The following is a 17,695-nucleotide window of genomic DNA, read 5'->3' as shown; positions in this document are numbered from 1 at the left end:
TAGAGCTAAAAAATATCGGGAAGTAAAAGTGAAAGAGCACCTCATGAGGTGCTCTTTTTGTATTTGGCCTACAGTAAGCTAAAAGCTCTTATTACTGCTCTGAGTAAGCCTTTTTCACTTCTTCAGCAATGATCGCAATACCTTTCTGCATCGCTTCATCATCTTGTACGTAGTTCATGCGTAAGCACTGGTGAGCATGATCCCACTCATCTTCTTGGCCGATAAAGAAGTATTCGCCCGGAACAATCAATACGCCGCGAGCTTTAAGGCGGTCGTACAGTTCCATTGTGGTGATTGGTAGCTCATCAAACCATAACCATAAGAAGATAGCGCCTTCAGGTTTATGGATACGGAAGCGTGGGTCATCGATAGCGTCTTGTAGTAGTTTTACTGCACGTAAAGATTTCTCTTTATAGAAAGGCTTAATCACTTCACTGCTCAAGCGCAGCAGGTCACCGTTCTCAATCATGTGGTTGGCGATAGCGGGCCCAACACTGCTTGGTGCTAAGCTGATGATGCCATTCATGTTGGTTAGTGCTTGGGTTACTTCTTCACTCGCAATCACGATACCGCAACGCACACCCGGCAAACCAAGCTTAGATAAACTCATGCACAGAATCGTATTTTCATTCCAGAACGGTTCGACATCTTCAAAGATGATGTTTGGAAACGGCAGGCCGTAAGCATTGTCGATCAGTAGCGGGATATTGTTTTCACGCGCGAGCTTATCCAGTTTACGTACTTCATCGTCGGTCAGTACGTTGCCTGTTGGATTGGTTGGACGAGATGCACAGATAGCCGCGACTGAGTCATCAACCTTTAGTTGTTCAAAATCGACGTGGTATTTGAACTGCCGGTTTTCTAGCAGCTCGATCTCTGGGTGGTAAGAGATAAATATATCGTCATCAATACCCGCGTCGCCGTAGCCGATGTATTCCGGTGCGATCGGCAGTAGGATTTTCTTATGTGAGCCGTCAGGCTGTTGACCTGCTAAAAGGTTGAATAGGTAAAAGAAGCCACTTTGACTGCCGTTAGTCAGGCTGATGTTCTTTTCGCTGATGTCCCAACCATAGGTCTCTTTCAGCATTGCCGCTAACGACTTGATGAAGCTGTCTTTGCCCTGCGGACCATCGTAGTTGGCGAGGGCGGCGATGAGTTCTCCATTGGCGAGCATGTCGGCACTGGCTTGGTTAAAGTAATCGAGCATGGCTGGGATAGCGGCTGGGTTACCACCACCGAGCATTATTGCGCCTGGAGTGCGCAGGCCATCATTCAAATCATCCATTAAACGAGTGATTCCAGAGTATCGATTAAACTTTTCACCAAACTTAGAGAACTGCATTACTTATTTTACCTAATTCATTGTGATTGCTTGTTATGTGTCAGTAAGGCAGACCTTATGCCTGCCATCAGTGTATTCCTTGAACATACCGCAATGTTTTTGCGACGCATAGCGCCAAATGCTCTAACACGAAAAAAACTTCTATAAAGTTTGGCTAATGAGTGACAGCTTGCTTATTGAACGCGCTTTTAGTGATCAAAAAAGGGAAGCCGAAGTTTCCCTTTGATTAAATTCGTTTGAGAACCGTGCGTGTTTACTTCGAACCTGTATACACAACCAACACCTTGTCATCTTGGTATTGGCGTTCGAAGGCGTAATAACCCTTGCTGTTACGGATGATGTGCTTACCTTGCGCGACAGCTGGGTGGCGTTGGCGGAATTGGCCAAGCGCTTGCCAATGTTCTAGCAACTCTGCACGTTCGCCGGAGATTTGATCCCAAGGCATGTCTGAACGGGTGCCTTGCATTGGATCGGAACCTGTTGGGCCAAAGTCACGGGCTATCTCATCACCGTAATAGATCTGTACCGCGCCCGGAGCAAGCATCAGTGCATTCGCGGCTTTGGTCTGCTTGGCAAAGTCGCTGCCGTGCTGTGTCCAGAATAGTGAGGTGTCGTGAGACGAGAGATAACTCAACACATTGAACTCGCTGTCACTGTTGATCTTGTCTGCGTAGCGAAGGTAATCAGCATCAAGATCGGATAGACACTTCAGCGCCTTAGGGGCGATGTCGCTCTGGAATTCAAAGTTGATGATCGAATCAAAGCCGTTAGCAAAGTAATCTGATTTGACTACACTGTGTGCCCACACTTCGCCAGTCATCCAGAAAGGTAAATCATCTAAGGCTTTGTCTGGGTTGTTCTGTTTCCACTCAGCTAGTGCTTGGTTAGTGCTCTCTTTAAGCTCTGCCCAGGCGTCCAGTTCAACGTGCTTGGCAGTATCGACCCTAAATCCATCAACACCATATTCGCGCACCCAGTCAGACAACCAAGTGATCAGATGTTCACGAGGTGTTTTGAGTTCATCAGTCGCGCTGGTGGGTTTATTGCGATAGAAGTTAGGCAGCCCGGTTGTCTCTGTCGATTCTGTTTTGAAATCGGGCAGGTGCGCCAAAGACATGGTGAGGTTGTTGTAACCTGGAGAGTCATAAGCGCCAATATCGCTGCGCAGCCAAGCTTTGCCCCACCACTTTTCCCACGCTTCTTTGTCGCTGTAAGATATGTAGTTGTTGAAGTAGTGCCAGTTCTGGCCAGCTTCTGGTTGCCAGTCCGTCCAGTTTTCGCCAAGCGTTTGTTTGGCTTCTTCATCAGTTAGGTTGAGTTTGCCAAAGTCGAACTCTTGCATGTCGGCAAGCGTCGCGTATCCCGTGTGGTTCATTACCACGTCCCAAACAACACGAATGCCTTTGCTGTGCGCGGTATCGATGAAGGTTTTCAGCTCGTCTTCGGTACCCATGTTGTCATCAAGCTTGGTCCAATCTTGGTGGTAGTAACCATGGTAGCCATAGTGTTTGAAATCACCGCGATCACCGCCGCCAACCCAGCCGTGAATTTGCTCTAACGGAGACGTTATCCAGATAGCATTAGCACCGAGTGATTCTATGTAATCGAGTTTTTCGGTTAAGCCTGCCAAGTCACCACCGTGGAAGGTGCCGATTTCGTCTTGTCCGTCTTGGCTGCGACCATAGCTGTTGTCGTTATCAGGGTTGCCGTTGTGGAAACGGTCGGTCATGACGAAGTAGACCGTAGCGTTGTCCCAACTAAAGTCAGCCTTGGTTTCTGGTTCTACTCTCTCCAGCAGCAGAACACCTTGGCTGTTTTCTGCAGGTTGCATGGTGACGCTGCCATTAGTCACTGTGACTTGTTTGCCTGAAAGAGCGTCTCTTACCACGGTGCCATCATCAAAGGTTTGAGTAACATCTATGGTGGTTGGTTGGTCACTGGGTACTGGACAGGCAAAGCTTTGTACTTGCTTCTGCTTTGGCTTTACCTGAACCGTGAGTTCATTGGTCTGTGGGTTGAGCGTAAATTGATAGGTGTTAGCGCGAAAGACTTTAATAGCGATTTCAGATTTATCGGTGCAGTCGTCTAGGCGAAGGGGTTTATTGAACTTGATACGACTCTCTTCGGCCAGCGCATAGTTAGTGCCACAGGTATTTTGAGTATCGCTGATAGAGAAGGTATAGCTACCTTTAGCGAGTTCCTGTTCAGCGATAACAGTGCCTTTTCCTGTCGATTCAAATACGACAGTGTTGTTATCGATCGTCAGCAATAAGCTGTCATCACTGGTTTGGCTGCATGCGCTGAGTGCGAGTATTGAAAGCGCGAGTACTGTTTTTTTCATTGTTCCCTTCCCCTGAATAAACAGGTCAGTTATAGCAAACAATGCCCTCTACAGTCTGAGCGCTGATTCATTCAGATAATCAATAACACCTCTACAAACAAATGCTTGGTTCACAAAAACAAAAAGGGAAGCTTTCGCTTCCCTTTGGGTATTTACCTTTGGTTGCTCAGAGTATGACTGAGAGCAACTGTCTCACTCGTGCTTATTTTTGCAGTAGAGAGATGTCAGCAATCTGTAGGAACAGGTTACGTAGGTTGTTCAGTAGCGTTAGACGGTTCTTCTTAAGCGCTTCGTCATCAGCCATAACCATTACGTTATCGAAGAATGCATCAACCGGTTCACGTAGATCAGCAAGCTTACTTAGGGCTTCTTGGTAGTTGCCTGTCGCGAATGCTGGTTCTAGTGCTTCCGTCATTACTTCAACGTTTTCAGCCAGTGCTTTCTCTGCGTCTTCTTGAAGAAGCGTTAGGTCGATTTCAGCTGGTAGCTCGCCATCGAATTTCGCAAGGATGTTACCTACACGCTTGTTCGCTGCTGCTAGTGCTTCTGCTGCTTCCAGTTCACGGAAGTGAGAAACCGCTTTAACACGTTGGTCAAAGTCAGCTGGCTTAGTTGGACGACGTGCTAGTACCGCTTGGATGATATCAACGCTGAAACCAGCATCTTGGTACCATGCGCGGAAACGACCTAGCATGAAGTCGATAACGTCAGCTTCTACGTTTTCGTTAGTAAGCTTGTCGCCTAGTAATTCTTTCGCTTTACCGATCAGATCCGTTAGGTCTAGGTTGTAGCCGTTTTCAACGATGATACGTAGCACACCTAGTGATGCACGACGTAGAGCGAATGGGTCAGAACCTTTTGGTGCTTGGCCAATACCGAAGATACCTACGATAGTGTCTAGCTTGTCTGCCATTGCAACTGCTGAAGAGATACCCGTGCTTGGTAGGTCGTCACCAGCGAAACGAGGCATGTACTGCTCGTAAAGTGCTAGTGCAACTTGCTCGTCTTCACCATCGTGAGTCGCGTAGTGCATACCCATTACACCTTGTGTATCCGTGAATTCGAATACCATAGATGTCATTAGGTCACACTTAGCCAGTAGGCCTGCGCGCTTAGATTTCTCAACGTCAGCATCGATTTGCTCAGCGATGTAGCCAGCAAGTTCTGTGATGCGGTCTGTTTTGTCTTTGATAGTACCAAGCTGCTTCTGGAAGATAGCTTGGTCTAACTCAGCAAGACGGTCGATAAGCGGACGCTTACGGTCTGTGTTGAAGAAGAATTCAGCATCAGCAAGACGTGGACGTACAACTTTTTCGTTACCTTCGATAACGTGGCGAGGCTCTTTAGACTCGATGTTTGATACGAAGATAAAGTTAGGAAGTAGCTTCTTGTTTTCGTCGTAAACAGGGAAGTACTTTTGGTCACCCTTCATGGTGTAAACCAAAGCTTCAGAAGGTACTTTTAGGAACTCTTCTTCAAACTTCGCTGTAAGTACTACTGGCCATTCAACCAGAGACGTTACTTCTTCAACAAGGTCATCTTCTAGGTCAGCTGTACCGCCAACCGCAGCTGCCGCTTTTTGCGAATCAGCAAGGATGATCGCTTTACGCGCTTCGTAATCTGCCATTACTTTACCGCGCTCTTCTAGGATCGCAGGGTATTGGTCAGCAGAGTCAATTGTGAATTCTTGTTCGCCCATGAAACGGTGGCCACGGATAGTACGAGCAGATGCTACGCCTAGGATTTCGCCTTCAACAAGCTCATCACCTAGTAGTACTGTCAATGTTTTTACTGGACGGATAAATTGAATGTCTGAGTTACCCCAGCGCATTGCTTTAGGGATTGGTAGGCCAGCCAGTGCTTTCGCAGCAATGTCCATCACCAATTCTTGAACAGGTTTGCCAGCCACTTCTTGTTTGAAAAGAAGCCACTCGCCTTTGTCTGTTTTCAGGCGGTCAGCTTGCTCAACAGTAATACCGTTACCACGAGCCCAGCCTTGTGCCGCTTTGGTCGCGTTGCCTTCAGCATCGAATGCCACAGAAACAGCAGGACCACGTTTCTCAACCACTTTGTCCGCTTGGCCTTCAGCCAGTGCAGTTACTTTAAGTGCTAGACGACGAGGCGCTGCGTACCACTTGATGCCTTCGTGAGAAAGCTCAGCCGTTTTAAGACCTGCTTCAAAGTTAGAAGCAAAGGCTTCTGCTAGAGAACGAAGTGCTGTTGGTGGAAGCTCTTCCGTACCCAGTTCAATTAGAAAATTCTTCGCCATGATTATTTGTCCTTCTTACACATTGGGAAGCCAAGCGCTTCACGTGACGCGTAGTACGCCTCAGCAACTGATTTAGTCAGGTTGCGGATACGAAGGATGTAACGTTGACGCTCTGTTACAGAGATAGCTTTGCGCGCATCAAGGATGTTGAATGCGTGACCTGCTTTTAGAATGCGCTCGTAAGCTGGAAGCGGAAGTGGCTTCTCAAGCTCAAGTAGCTCTTTACACTCTTTCTCGCACTGATCGAAGAAAGTGAATAAGAAATCTACGTCTGCGTGCTCGAAGTTGTATGTTGATTGCTCAACTTCGTTTTGGTGGAAGATGTCACCGTAAGTCACGTTAGAACCGTCTGGTGCTACGTTCCATACTAGGTCGTAAACAGAATCTACTTCCTGGATGTACATTGCTAGACGCTCGATACCGTAAGTGATCTCACCTGTTACAGGCTTACACTCAAGGCCGCCAACCTGTTGGAAGTAAGTAAACTGTGTTACTTCCATGCCGTTTAGCCATACTTCCCAACCAAGGCCCCATGCGCCTAGTGTTGGGTTTTCCCAGTTATCTTCAACGAAGCGAATGTCGTGAACAAGTGGGTCAACACCAAGAACCTCTAGGGAGCCTAGGTACAACTCTTGGATATTGTCTGGCGATGGTTTTAGCGCTACTTGGAATTGGTAGTAGTGCTGCAGACGGTTAGGGTTTTCACCGTAACGGCCATCGGTCGGACGACGAGAAGGTTGAACGTAAGCTGTAGACATTGGCTCTGGGCCAAGTGCTCGTAGACATGTCATTGGGTGAGAGGTGCCTGCACCTACCTCCATATCTAGAGGTTGAACAATGGTACAACCGTTTTGAGCCCAGTAATCCTGCAGCGCGAGGATCATTCCCTGGAAGGTTTTGATATCGTATTTTTGCATAGTCAGGTTCGCGCGATTCTTTTAAATGAATGAGAAAAATAACCTCTGAGTATACCGAGATATTCGTAAAGCGAGTAGGGGTAATCTTGTTTAATTAGTGGTCTAAAATGTCGTTTAGTGGATTTTTTTGCCTTTAATGTTTGTTTTTCGGCACAAGTGGATATTTTGATAAGTTTGACACTTGTGTTTGAAAGCGTGGGTGATTAAAATCTCGCGGTCTTTGGGGAGTAGCTTACTTATTCATATCCTATTGAATGAGTTCGTCCGTCAACATAATTGATGCAAAATCATCATGGCGTTCGAGGCAACCACCACCTTGGTGGCGCTTAGCAAGACCTTAGACAAGCATCGTGAACCGGGATGGGGCGCGAGGTTTGTCTATGGTTAAATATAATAATCTCCATCCCAAATGAGCATGTCGTGAGCGTTTTAGCAATTTCAATTACAACTGTCGCCTTAGCCGAGATCGGTGATAAGACTCAGTTGCTATCTCTTTTATTAGCCAGTCGATATCGCAAGCCGATACCTATCATCGCGGCTATCTTCTTTGCCACCATTGCCAATCATGCCCTTGCAGCATGGCTCGGGGTTGTGGTCGCAGATTACTTATCTCCTGAAGTCTTAAAGTGGGTGCTGGTGGTCAGTTTCATTGCGATGGCGGGGTGGATTCTGATTCCGGATAAGTTAGATGACGATGAACAGATCTCAAACCGAGGCCCGTTTGTCGCCAGTTTTATCGCTTTCTTTATTGCAGAGATCGGTGATAAAACCCAGATTGCGACCTCTATCCTAGGGGCTCAATATGCGGATGCATTAGCGTGGGTGATTTTGGGTACTACCATTGGTATGTTATTGGCGAATGTGCCTGTGGTGATCATCGGTAAATTGTCGGCAGACAAGATGCCGCTTGACCTGATTCGTAAGATCACGGCCTTGTTGTTCGTTGGTTTGGCTATTGCTGCGGCTTTCTATTAATAGGTGGTATTGAGGCTAATCATACTCAATTAGTAGAGTAATGTGTTGTAGGTCATACTCTTACAGTATTGTGGGGTTTATCGAGCGAACGGACATATAACTGTCATACTTGTCATGATATTTTAATCTTGTGAGTTAAGAACACGAGGGCATGATTATGTTGACGCGTTATATGGGTATTACTCCACAAAGCCAAAGTTATCTATTTACCTTTGGTCTTGCACTTACACTATTAGGCATGGTGTTGACGGACATGTGGCTACCAATGGTCGCGGGTGCCATCATCATGACTGCGCTTGCGGTAGAGGCTTGGATTCGGGTCGCGCATATTATTCCGATGCGCAAAGATATCCGAGAAATTCAGCATCAGCTGGAGCATCTGCAAAACAAGTCTAGAAGCGAATAAACAAAAAGCCGCTGGTACTCTGAGTTCTATTTAAGAACATAAGGTACCAGCGGCTTTTTTGATACTTGATAGTCGGTGGGGCGCTACGCCTCCAATCCCTTTCTGATCAAATACTGGTAAGGCAACGTTTCTGTTGCTTGGCCTACCAACTGGTGATCCATGAATCGGCAAAAGCTCGGAATATCTCGAGTTGTCGAAGGATCGTCAGCTTTTACCAGTAACACATCGCCATCCTGCATGTTTCTAATTGTCTTCCTGACCATCATTACTGGTTCTGGGCAACGCAGGCCTTCAGCTTCTAAAGTATGGGTTGCCAGTTCAGGTTTGAATGTCATGGTTTGTATCTCTATATCTATCTAACGAGTGAATAATACGTCTGCAGAAAAAATATGCAATAAGTGCTTGGCAAACAGAATCATTTCCTATAACTTAGTTAACAAGTTGATAACAACTCGAAACAAAGGCAACTAGCTAAGGAGTGGCGATGTTGACAGGATTAGATAGATTAACAATTTATTCGGTTCTCTGTTTTATTTCTTTTTGTGCGTTAGTACTACGTTCATCGACAGAGACCTCACTGATGCCTATTTTTGGCATAGTAGCAACGATTATTGGTATTTGGGTGGAGATGCGCCGTTGGCAAGGTATAGCCGAAGAGCGAGAGCACTAACCCGAATACAACAAGCAAATTCCGATACGACAACATTCCGACACTATCCCCAGATTTTCTTGGGCTTCCCCGCGTAATTGCGGGATTTTTTTTATCTAAAGCATGCTATAAACAACTTAGTGATCAATGACAATCGTATACAGCTAGGTAAGTGGTGTGGAATTAGAAGATATCTATCGTAGAGACCTGAATTTATTGGTCGCTTTAAAGGTATTGATTGAAGAGGGCAGTGTTAGCCAGGCCGCGATTCGTCTTAACTTAAGTCAGTCGGCAACCAGCCGAGTATTAGGGCGCTTAAGAGAGTTACTCAACGATCCCTTGTTTACGCGACAAGGTCAGCACCTTATCCCCACCAAAAAAGCACTTGAGATCAGCCAACGCATTGATCAGCCTTTAGAATCATTCCGTCAACTGCTTAGCCCGAGTGATTTCGACCCTTATTATTGTAGCGAGCGTTTCCTGATTGCGACCACTGACTACGCGATGCAAACCATCTTGCCTTATGCCCTGCCGAAGATTTATGAGCAAGCGCCGAACATCTCTTTGGAGTTTGCACCGCTGCAGCATGAACATTTGTTTAAGCAACTCAGCACCGAACGCGTTGATATGGCGATCTGTCGTCCGAGTGGCAGCATTGCACCACTTTATCAAGAGGTCTTAGGGCCGGTTGGTGTGTCGTGTCTGTTATCTAAAAACCATCCATTGGCGGACCAGCCTTTAAGCCTTGAAGACTATGTATCACTCCCGCATGCGATGATTGCGATCAGTGATGGTGTTAAGGCTTTATTAGACAACGCGTTAGCTAATCAACAGCCTCGAAAAATGGTGTTGCGTGCTTATCACCTTGAAGCCGCATTGGCGATTGTTGATAGAATGCCGTTGGTGATCACTGTACCTGCTGATTTGGCTTATTTGGTCGCTGAGCGTTATGACTTAGTCGTCAAGCCGCTGCCATTCGAGTTTATGCCGTTTGATTACTCACTGATCTGGCACTCGCGCTGCGATTCCTCTGCTTCACAACAATGGTTGAGAAGAGTGGTCAAAGAAGAGTGTGGTGAGCTGATTCAAAAACGGATTGCGGATGTCGGTTTGGGTTAACTAGGAATGAGTCTGGGTTCACTTGACCCGAATGACAAAAACGCAAAAGGGCTGATACAAATCAGCCCTTTGTTGTTTTGGGTTATCCAAGCTTAAAGGTGGCGCTTAAGGTTTGATAACCTTGTGTTTGAGAATCTATAGTTTAATGACTACGCGACCAGTGATTTGACCGTTAGTGATGTCTTCTGCAGCTTGAATAGCACCGTCTAAAGACACTTCTTTGGTTGCTTGAGCGTAGAAAGATTCTGGTAGTAGCTCAGCCAGTTGCTCCCACGCTTTAATACGTTTTTCACGAGGGCACATTACTGAATCCACACCTTGTAGGCGAACGTTACGCAGAATGAATGGCATTACCGTTGTTGGTAAGTCAAAACCGCCTGCTAGACCACACATCGCAACCGCACCGTTGTAATCAATTTGCGCCAATACTTTCGCAAGCACTTTGCTGCCTACGGTATCGATAGCGCCAGCCCACAGTTGTTTCTCTAGTGGTTTCGCTGGTTCTTCTAGTTCAGCACGCTCTACAATACGTGTTGCGCCTAATGATTTCAGTAGTTCACCGTTTACAGAAGCACGGCCAGTAACTGCTGCTACTTTGTAACCCAGTTGGTTTAGTAGAGTGATAGATACACTGCCTACACCGCCACTTGCACCTGTTACTAGGATTTCACCGTCTTCAGGTTTGATGCCTGCATCTACGATAGCTTGCACACAAAGCATCGCAGTGAAGCCAGCTGTGCCAATCGCCATTACTTTCTTAGCGTCAAGACCTGCAGGCATTGGTACTAACCAATCACCGTTTAGGCTTGCTTTCTCAGCCATGCCGCCCCAGTGACCTTCACCAACACCCCAACCAGTTAGAACAACTTCGTCGCCCGCTTTGTAGCGTGGGTCATCAGATTGTGAAACCACACCAGAAAGGTCGATACCAGGAACCATAGGGAAGTTGCGAACAATGCGCCCTTTACCTGTAATCGCCAAACCATCTTTGTAGTTCAAAGAAGAGTAGCTAACATCAATCTTCACGTTACCTTCTGGTAATTGAGATTCTTCAATTTGAGAAACTGACGCGATAGTTTTTTTGTCTTCTTGGTTTAGTACAAGTGCTTTAAACATGATCTGCTCCGTGGAGGAATATTAGGAAACTGAAGTAACTTTAGTTGAATCATCCGAGAAAAAATAATGAAACATCAACATTGAATCTATGCGTTTTGTGCATAGATGTAAGTAGTGATTTTCTTTCGTTAAGTTCGCTGAACGAATCTATGTATTGTAGGATGTCGAGTAATAAAAAGTGCAGCTATATAAATATAGCTGCACAAAAAATTACCCTTCAAGTATTACCGTCAGTGATCGCTATGGGCGTTCAAATACCGTTGCAATACCTTGGCCTAAACCAATACACATGGTCGCTAAGCCGTATTTCACATCTTGTGCTTCCATCAGGTTGATTAGGGTCGTCGAGATACGAGAACCAGAACAGCCTAGTGGGTGACCAAGAGCAATCGCACCGCCGTTAAGGTTTACTTTCTCATCAACCACATCCAGTAGACCTAGGTCTTTCGCACATGGAAGAGATTGCGCCGCGAACGCTTCGTTTAGCTCAATTACACCCATATCTTCAATGGTTAGGCCTGCACGTTTTAGTGCTTTTTGGGTTGCTGGTACTGGGCCGTAACCCATGATTGAAGGATCACAGCCTGCGATAGCCATCGACTTCACGCGAGCACGAATCTTAAGGCCAAGTGCGTTGGCTTTCTCTTCGCTCATGATAAGCATTGCAGAAGCACCATCAGACAATGCTGATGAAGTACCTGCTGTCACCGTACCGTTTGCTGGGTCAAATACCGGGCGAAGCTGAGATAAGCCTTCAACCGTAGTTTCTGGGCGAATGACTTCATCGTAATCCAGAGTGAACAGTGAACCGTCTGCTGCGTGAGCTTCTGTTGGCAGGATTTCATTTTTGAAACGACCTTCAACTGTTGCTGCTTGAGCGCGAGCATGTGATCGTGCTGCGAATGCATCTTGGTCTTCACGGCTAATACCGTGCATTTTACCTAGCATCTCAGCGGTTAGGCCCATCATACCGGCAGCTTTCGCTACGTGTTTCGACATGCCAGGGTGAAAATCAACACCGTGGTTCATTGGTACGTGGCCCATGTGCTCCACACCACCGATCAGGCAGATTTCAGCATCACCAACCATGATAGAGCGGGTTGCATCATGCAGAGCTTGCATAGATGAACCACATAAACGGTTGACCGTCACCGCACCAATCTCAATCGGTAGGCCAGCAAGCAAGGCAGCGTTACGTGCAACGTTGAAGCCTTGCTCTAGCGTTTGTTGTACACAACCCCAGTAAATATCTTCAATTTCGACAGGGTTTACTTCTGGGTTGCGCTCTAAAATGCCTTTCATCAAATGTGCCGACAGATCTTCAGCACGAGTGTGACGGAAAGCTCCACCTTTGGAACGTCCCATTGGGGTACGAAGGCAATCAACAACAACTACATTTTTCATTTTGCTATTCCTTTTCCAAATGTGGGTTACAGAGAACTGGCTTGTTGGCTGTCGTAAAAGCTTTCGCCCTTCGCTGCCATATCAAGCAATAGCTGAGGAACTTGGTACATTGCACCTAAGTCTTGGTAGCCTTTCGCCATTTCAACGAAGTTACCAATGCCCACACTGTCTAAGTAGCGGAATACGCCGCCTCTGAATGGAGGGAAGCCTAAACCGTAAACCAGTGCCATATCCGCTTCTTGCGGTGTCGCGATAATGCCTTCTTCTAGACAAAGCACCACTTCGTTGATCATTGGAATCATCACGCGCTGGATAATTGTTTGGTCATCAAAGTCTTGCGGCTGTTGGCATACGTCAGCCAAGATAGGAAGAATGTCTTCAGAGAAGGTCTTCTTAGGACGACCGCGTTTGTCTACGCTGTATGTGTAGAAACCGCTGCCGTTCTTCTGACCGTATTTTTCAGCAACGTAAAGTGCGTCGATCGCATCACGACCTTCTTTACCCATACGCTCAGGGAAACCTTGTGCCATTACAGCTTGTGCGTGGTGTGCTGTGTCTAGACCCACAACGTCTAGCAAGTAAGCTGGGCCCATTGGCCAACCGAACTTACGCTCCATCACTTTATCGATCTTAGTGAAATCAGCACCGTCACGTAGCAACATGCTGAAACCGCCAAAGTAAGGGAAAAGTACACGGTTTACGAAGAAGCCTGGGCAGTCGTTAACAACGATAGGGGATTTGCCCATCTTCGCTGCGTAAGCGACTACGCGATTAATGGTTTCTTCTGAAGTATGCTCGCCACGGATGATCTCAACCAAAGGCATGCGATGCACTGGGTTAAAGAAGTGCATGCCACAGAAGTTTTCTGGGCGCTTCAAAGATTTCGCTAACAGGTTGATCGGAATCGTTGAGGTGTTTGATGTAAGAACTGTGTCTTCACCCACGAGACCTTCAACTTCACTCAGCACTGCTGCTTTTACTTTAGGATTTTCTACAACCGCTTCCACAATCACATCTGATTGTTCAACACCTGCATAATGCAGACTTGGAGTAATAGAAGACAGAATGCCTGCCATCTTGAATCCATCTAGGCGACCGCGTGATAAGCGTTTATTCAACAGCTTAGAAGCTTCGTTCATACCAAGGTCAAGAGACGCTTGTGCGATGTCTTTCATCATCACGGGCACGCCTTTTAACGCTGATTGGTAAGCAATACCGCCGCCCATGATGCCTGCGCCGAGTACGGCTGCACGCTCAGTTGCTTTGTTTGCAGACTTACCCGCTTGCTTCGCTAGGCCTTTGATGTATTGGTCATTTAGGAATAAGCCGACTAGTGCTTTAGCTTCTTCTGATTTCGCTAGCTTGACGAAGTGCTTACGTTCGGTATCGAGTGCAGCATCACGATCGCTTCGTGCCGCTTCTTCAATTGCAATCACAGAAGTGATTGGCGCTGGATAATGAGGTCCGGCTTTTTGAGCAACTAAGCCTTTCGCCATGGTAAAGCTCATCATCGCTTCTAGTTTGCTTAATGAAAGCGCTGATGTTTTTTGTTTACGACGTAGCTGCCAATCGAGTTTTTCATTGGCTGCTAGAGAAACAGTGTTAATCGCTGATTCTAATAGTTGGTCTGTTTCAACAATCGCATCTAACAAGCCAACTTTAAGTGCTTCATCTGCACGGCATGCTTTGCCTTGCGTGATAATTTCCATTGCACTGTCAGCACCGATAACACGTGGCAGACGCACACAACCACCAAAGCCAGGCATGATGCCAAGTTTGGTTTCTGGTAGGCCTATGCTGGTGGTCTTGTCACCGATACGGAAATCGGTAGCGAGTACACATTCACAGCCGCCGCCAAGGGCATGGCCACGCATCATTGAAAGAGTTGGGACAGGAAGGTCTTCTAGCTTGCTGAAGATTGAATTAGCGAATCTTAACCATTCATCAAGTTCTGCTTCTGGCTTAGCAAATAGGCCAAGAAATTCAGTGATGTCTGCGCCTACGATGAACGCGTCTTTGTTTGAAGTTAAGATTAAACCACGTAATCCAGCGTGAGCATTAAGAGCATCTAACGCTTTGTCTAGTGATTCTAAAGTAGCAAGGTCGAGTTTGTTTACAGAGGCCGGAGCACAGAAGCTAAGTTCTGCAATACCATCTTGTAATTCCTTTACCTGTAAGGTGTTAGCTTGGTAAATCATTGTCTATCTCCATGACATACAATCCACGATTGTTTGAGAGAATCTTGTTATCTTTCTATTATTGTAGAATACCTGGTAAGACCAGTCATTCTAGTCTGTACCTCTGCTTGGTGAATTTCAATACATTTTTTAAACAATTGTTTAACATTGTGCGATGGCACAGATCCTCTAACCCTTATTATTCACGCGTGATACACTTCGCCGCTCTTATTAATTAAGTTAACGATATGAATGAACAGCCCTATTTAATACCGTCAGCGTCGGCTCGGTTTGAAGAAGAGATCAAGAAGAGCGTCTTCATTACTCATCTTGCTCATACTCCAAGTGTAGAAGCTGCTAAACAGTTCGTAGAACAGGTAAAAAAAGAGCATTCATCAGCGCGACATAATTGTTGGGGCTTTGCTGTAGGGCGACCTGAAGACTCGATGAAGTGGGGCTTTAGTGATGATGGCGAACCCTCGGGTACTGCGGGTAAGCCTATCTTGGCGCAACTGTCTGGTTCTGGTGTTGGTGAACTGACGGCTGTTGTTACTCGTTATTCTGGCGGAATCAAGCTTGGAACGGGTGGCCTAGTAAAGGCATATGGTGGTGGAGTACAACAAGCTCTTAAGCTGCTTCAAACTATCGAGAAAAAAATAACCACAAAATTACGGCTAGAGTTAGACTATGGCTTTGTGCCAATCGCGCAATCCATTATGGCTCAGCATCAGGCTGTTGAAGTCCAAGCGGATTATGGTGTTCAAGTTGAGCTTATTATTGAAATCGAGCTCCTTCAGGTAGATTCGTTTACCCAAACCATGATCAATAAAAGCGGTGCCAAGGCACTGGTAACGAAAGTCAAAGACAACTAGGAAGTGTGAAGCATTTCGCTTCGTTCAATAGCTCATGCAATTTCGCTCAATTATTCGAATCGTCGGATTATTATTAGCACTTTTTAGTGTATCAATGCTCGCACCTGCGCTCGTCGCACTGATCTATAGAGATGGTGCGGGTGTGCCATTTGTGACGACTTTCTTCGTTCTATTATTTTGTGGAGCAACTTGCTGGTTTCCAAACCGACGTTATAAACATGAATTGAAGGCGCGAGATGGCTTTCTCATTGTGGTGTTGTTCTGGACGGTAATCGGTAGTGCTGGTGCGCTGCCGTTTTTGATCGCAGATAATCCGAGTGTTTCCGTTACTGATGCCTTTTTTGAATCGTTTTCTGCATTAACGACGACAGGTGCAACCGTAATTGTTGGCCTCGATGATCTACCTAAAGCAATTCTATTTTACCGCCAATTCCTGCAGTGGTTTGGTGGTATGGGTATCATCGTATTGGCGGTAGCCATCCTTCCTGTTCTGGGTATCGGTGGTATGCAGCTATATCGTGCTGAAATCCCGGGTCCAGTAAAAGACAGCAAGATGACCCCGCGTATTGCTGAAACGGCAAAAGCACTTTGGTACATCTATTTGAGTCTAACGATTGCTTGTGCAGTGGCGTTCTGGCTAGCAGGGATGAGTTTCTTTGATGCGATCAGCCATAGCTTCTCTACTATTGCGATTGGTGGTTTCTCGACTCACGATGCGAGTATGGGTTATTTCAATAGCCCGGCGATCAATATGATTACGGTCGTGTTCCTTCTTATATCTGCATGTAACTATTCTCTGCACTTTGCGGCATTTGCTTCAGGCGGTGTGCATCCTAAGTATTACTGGAAAGATCCTGAGTTCCGCGCTTTTATCTTTATTCAAGTAGTGCTGTTCTTAGTTTGTTTCTTATTATTGCTGAATCACCACTCTTACGATTCGTATTATGATGCTTTCGATCAGGCGTTGTTCCAGACAGTATCTATTTCAACAACCGCAGGCTTCACCACCACCGGTTTTTCTGAATGGCCGTTATTCTTACCTGTGCTGCTTCTGTTCTCTTCTTTTATAGGGGGTTGTGCAGGTTCAACGGGTGGCGGTATGAAAGTCATTCGAATATTACTGCTTACTTTACAGGGTGCTCGTGAAATGAAGCGTCTTGTCCACCCGCGTGCTGTCTATACCATCAAGGTTGGTGGTTCGGCGCTACCACAACGTGTCGTTGATGCGGTTTGGGGCTTCTTCTCTGCATACGCATTAGTTTTTGTAGTTTGTATGTTGGCTCTTATTGCTACGGGGATGGATGAGCTGAGTGCTTTCTCTGCTGTGGCGGCAACATTGAATAACCTTGGTCCAGGCTTAGGTGAAGTGGCAATGCACTTCGGCGATGTGAATGACAAGGCTAAATGGGTGTTGATCGTATCTATGCTGTTTGGCCGTTTAGAGATATTCACCTTATTAATTTTATTGACCCCTACGTTTTGGCGTAGCTAAGGACATATTGTGGCAAAAGCTCTATTTTTGTATTCAAGCCGTGAAGGGCAGACCAAGAAAATCTTGAACTATATAAAAGAAGAAATGAATGGGTTCGAATGTGAGCTTCAAGATTTACACACTGTTGGTAATGTTGACTTTGCTCAATACGACCGAGTTTTGATTGGTGCATCTATTCGTTACGGCCACCTTAATAAGAAGCTATATCAGTTTATTGATGCCAACCTTGCTCATCTGCAATCAAACAAGGTTGCTTTCTTTTGCGTTAACTTAACAGCGCGTAAAGAAGACCAAGGAAAAGATACGCCAGAAGGAAGTGCTTACATTAAGAAGTTCCTTCTTAAGTCCCCGTGGCAACCTACTTTGATTGGTGTGTTTGCTGGCGCCCTCTATTACCCTCGTTATAACTGGTTCGATAAAACCATGATTCGCTTCATTATGAATATGACAGGTGGAGAAACGGATACAACCAAGGAAGTTGAGTACACGAACTGGGAAAAAGTCTCTTTATTCTCTAAGAAACTGCAAGAGATGTAAGAGAAAAGCCTACTTTTGAGGCGTTTTGTGCTCTTTTTAATCGAACGAATAAAAAAACGAGAAAAACTTCAAAAAGGGC

The 17,695-nt window shown here is 46.0% G+C and carries 15 protein-coding genes; 7 read left to right on the top strand and 8 right to left on the bottom strand.

Annotated features, from left to right (window positions below):
* Positions 1 to 91: 91 nt before the first annotated feature.
* The 4 genes from BCV39_RS13620 to glyQ form a co-directional block, all read right to left on the bottom strand.
* Entirely contained in the window at positions 92 to 1,342 is a 1,251-nt protein-coding gene (locus BCV39_RS13620; RefSeq protein WP_102432942.1) for a valine--pyruvate transaminase, read from the bottom strand.
* Between the two features lie 253 nt (positions 1,343 to 1,595).
* Positions 1,596 to 3,683 carry an alpha-amylase gene (locus tag BCV39_RS13615; protein WP_102432943.1) on the bottom strand — a complete coding sequence of 696 codons (2,088 nt, stop codon included), beginning with the start codon at positions 3,681 to 3,683 and terminating at the stop codon, positions 1,596 to 1,598.
* A gap of 202 nt (positions 3,684 to 3,885) precedes the next feature.
* Positions 3,886 to 5,952: a glycine--tRNA ligase subunit beta gene (gene glyS / locus BCV39_RS13610; RefSeq protein WP_102432944.1), complete on the bottom strand. Its 2,067-nt coding sequence runs from the start codon at positions 5,950 to 5,952 to the stop codon at positions 3,886 to 3,888.
* A 2-nt stretch (positions 5,953 to 5,954) separates the two neighbouring features.
* Entirely contained in the window at positions 5,955 to 6,869 is a 915-nt protein-coding gene (gene glyQ / locus BCV39_RS13605; protein WP_017632669.1) for a glycine--tRNA ligase subunit alpha, read from the bottom strand.
* A gap of 420 nt (positions 6,870 to 7,289) precedes the next feature.
* On the opposite strand from glyQ, the gene BCV39_RS13600 reads away from it, so the two are divergent.
* Both BCV39_RS13600 and BCV39_RS13595 read left to right on the top strand, forming a co-directional pair.
* Positions 7,290 to 7,844: a TMEM165/GDT1 family protein gene (locus BCV39_RS13600; protein ID WP_017058817.1), complete on the top strand. Its 555-nt coding sequence runs from the start codon at positions 7,290 to 7,292 to the stop codon at positions 7,842 to 7,844.
* Positions 7,845 to 7,995: 151 nt separating this feature from the next.
* Positions 7,996 to 8,250 carry a hypothetical protein gene (locus BCV39_RS13595; RefSeq protein WP_017058818.1) on the top strand — a complete coding sequence of 85 codons (255 nt, stop codon included), beginning with the start codon at positions 7,996 to 7,998 and terminating at the stop codon, positions 8,248 to 8,250.
* A gap of 83 nt (positions 8,251 to 8,333) precedes the next feature.
* Here the strand turns inward: BCV39_RS13595 and tusA are convergent, their stop codons facing one another.
* Entirely contained in the window at positions 8,334 to 8,585 is a 252-nt protein-coding gene (gene tusA, locus BCV39_RS13590) for a sulfurtransferase TusA (RefSeq protein WP_004736675.1), read from the bottom strand.
* 149 nt (positions 8,586 to 8,734) lie between these two features.
* Here tusA and BCV39_RS13585 point away from each other — a divergent pair, with 149 nt between their 5' ends.
* Both BCV39_RS13585 and BCV39_RS13580 read left to right on the top strand, forming a co-directional pair.
* Entirely contained in the window at positions 8,735 to 8,920 is a 186-nt protein-coding gene (locus BCV39_RS13585; protein ID WP_048657791.1) for a hypothetical protein, read from the top strand.
* 156 nt (positions 8,921 to 9,076) lie between these two features.
* Positions 9,077 to 10,018, top strand: coding sequence for a LysR family transcriptional regulator (locus tag BCV39_RS13580; RefSeq protein WP_102432945.1), 942 nt, complete (start codon positions 9,077 to 9,079; stop codon positions 10,016 to 10,018).
* A 135-nt stretch (positions 10,019 to 10,153) separates the two neighbouring features.
* On the opposite strand, the gene BCV39_RS13575 is transcribed toward BCV39_RS13580, so the two are convergent.
* The 3 genes from BCV39_RS13575 to fadB form a co-directional block, all read right to left on the bottom strand.
* Positions 10,154 to 11,134, bottom strand: coding sequence for an MDR family oxidoreductase (locus BCV39_RS13575; protein WP_019825590.1), 981 nt, complete (start codon positions 11,132 to 11,134; stop codon positions 10,154 to 10,156).
* Between the two features lie 240 nt (positions 11,135 to 11,374).
* Complete coding sequence (gene fadA, locus BCV39_RS13570; RefSeq protein ID WP_017058821.1) at positions 11,375 to 12,538, bottom strand: acetyl-CoA C-acyltransferase FadA; 1,164 nt, start codon at positions 12,536 to 12,538, stop codon at positions 11,375 to 11,377.
* A 26-nt stretch (positions 12,539 to 12,564) separates the two neighbouring features.
* Positions 12,565 to 14,736, bottom strand: coding sequence for a fatty acid oxidation complex subunit alpha FadB (gene fadB, locus BCV39_RS13565; protein WP_102432946.1), 2,172 nt, complete (start codon positions 14,734 to 14,736; stop codon positions 12,565 to 12,567).
* A gap of 227 nt (positions 14,737 to 14,963) precedes the next feature.
* Between fadB and BCV39_RS13560 the strand changes: the two genes are divergently transcribed.
* From BCV39_RS13560 to hemG, 3 genes are read left to right on the top strand one after another with little or no spacing between them, the layout of a single operon-like run.
* The gene (locus tag BCV39_RS13560) at positions 14,964 to 15,587 is read left to right on the top strand and encodes a YigZ family protein (protein ID WP_102432947.1); all 624 of its coding nucleotides are present in this window, start codon (positions 14,964 to 14,966) and stop codon (positions 15,585 to 15,587) included.
* Positions 15,588 to 15,621: 34 nt separating this feature from the next.
* Entirely contained in the window at positions 15,622 to 17,079 is a 1,458-nt protein-coding gene (locus BCV39_RS13555) for a TrkH family potassium uptake protein (RefSeq protein ID WP_012602960.1), read from the top strand.
* A gap of 9 nt (positions 17,080 to 17,088) precedes the next feature.
* Positions 17,089 to 17,616 carry a menaquinone-dependent protoporphyrinogen IX dehydrogenase gene (hemG, locus tag BCV39_RS13550; protein WP_102432948.1) on the top strand — a complete coding sequence of 176 codons (528 nt, stop codon included), beginning with the start codon at positions 17,089 to 17,091 and terminating at the stop codon, positions 17,614 to 17,616.
* Positions 17,617 to 17,695 lie beyond the last annotated feature (79 nt).

This window comes from Vibrio sp. 10N.286.55.E10 (genome assembly GCF_002872555.1).
Lineage (GTDB): Bacteria > Pseudomonadota > Gammaproteobacteria > Enterobacterales > Vibrionaceae > Vibrio > Vibrio crassostreae.
The sequence above is the reverse complement of the archived record's forward strand: the minus strand, read 5'-3'. Positions and strand labels throughout refer to the sequence as shown.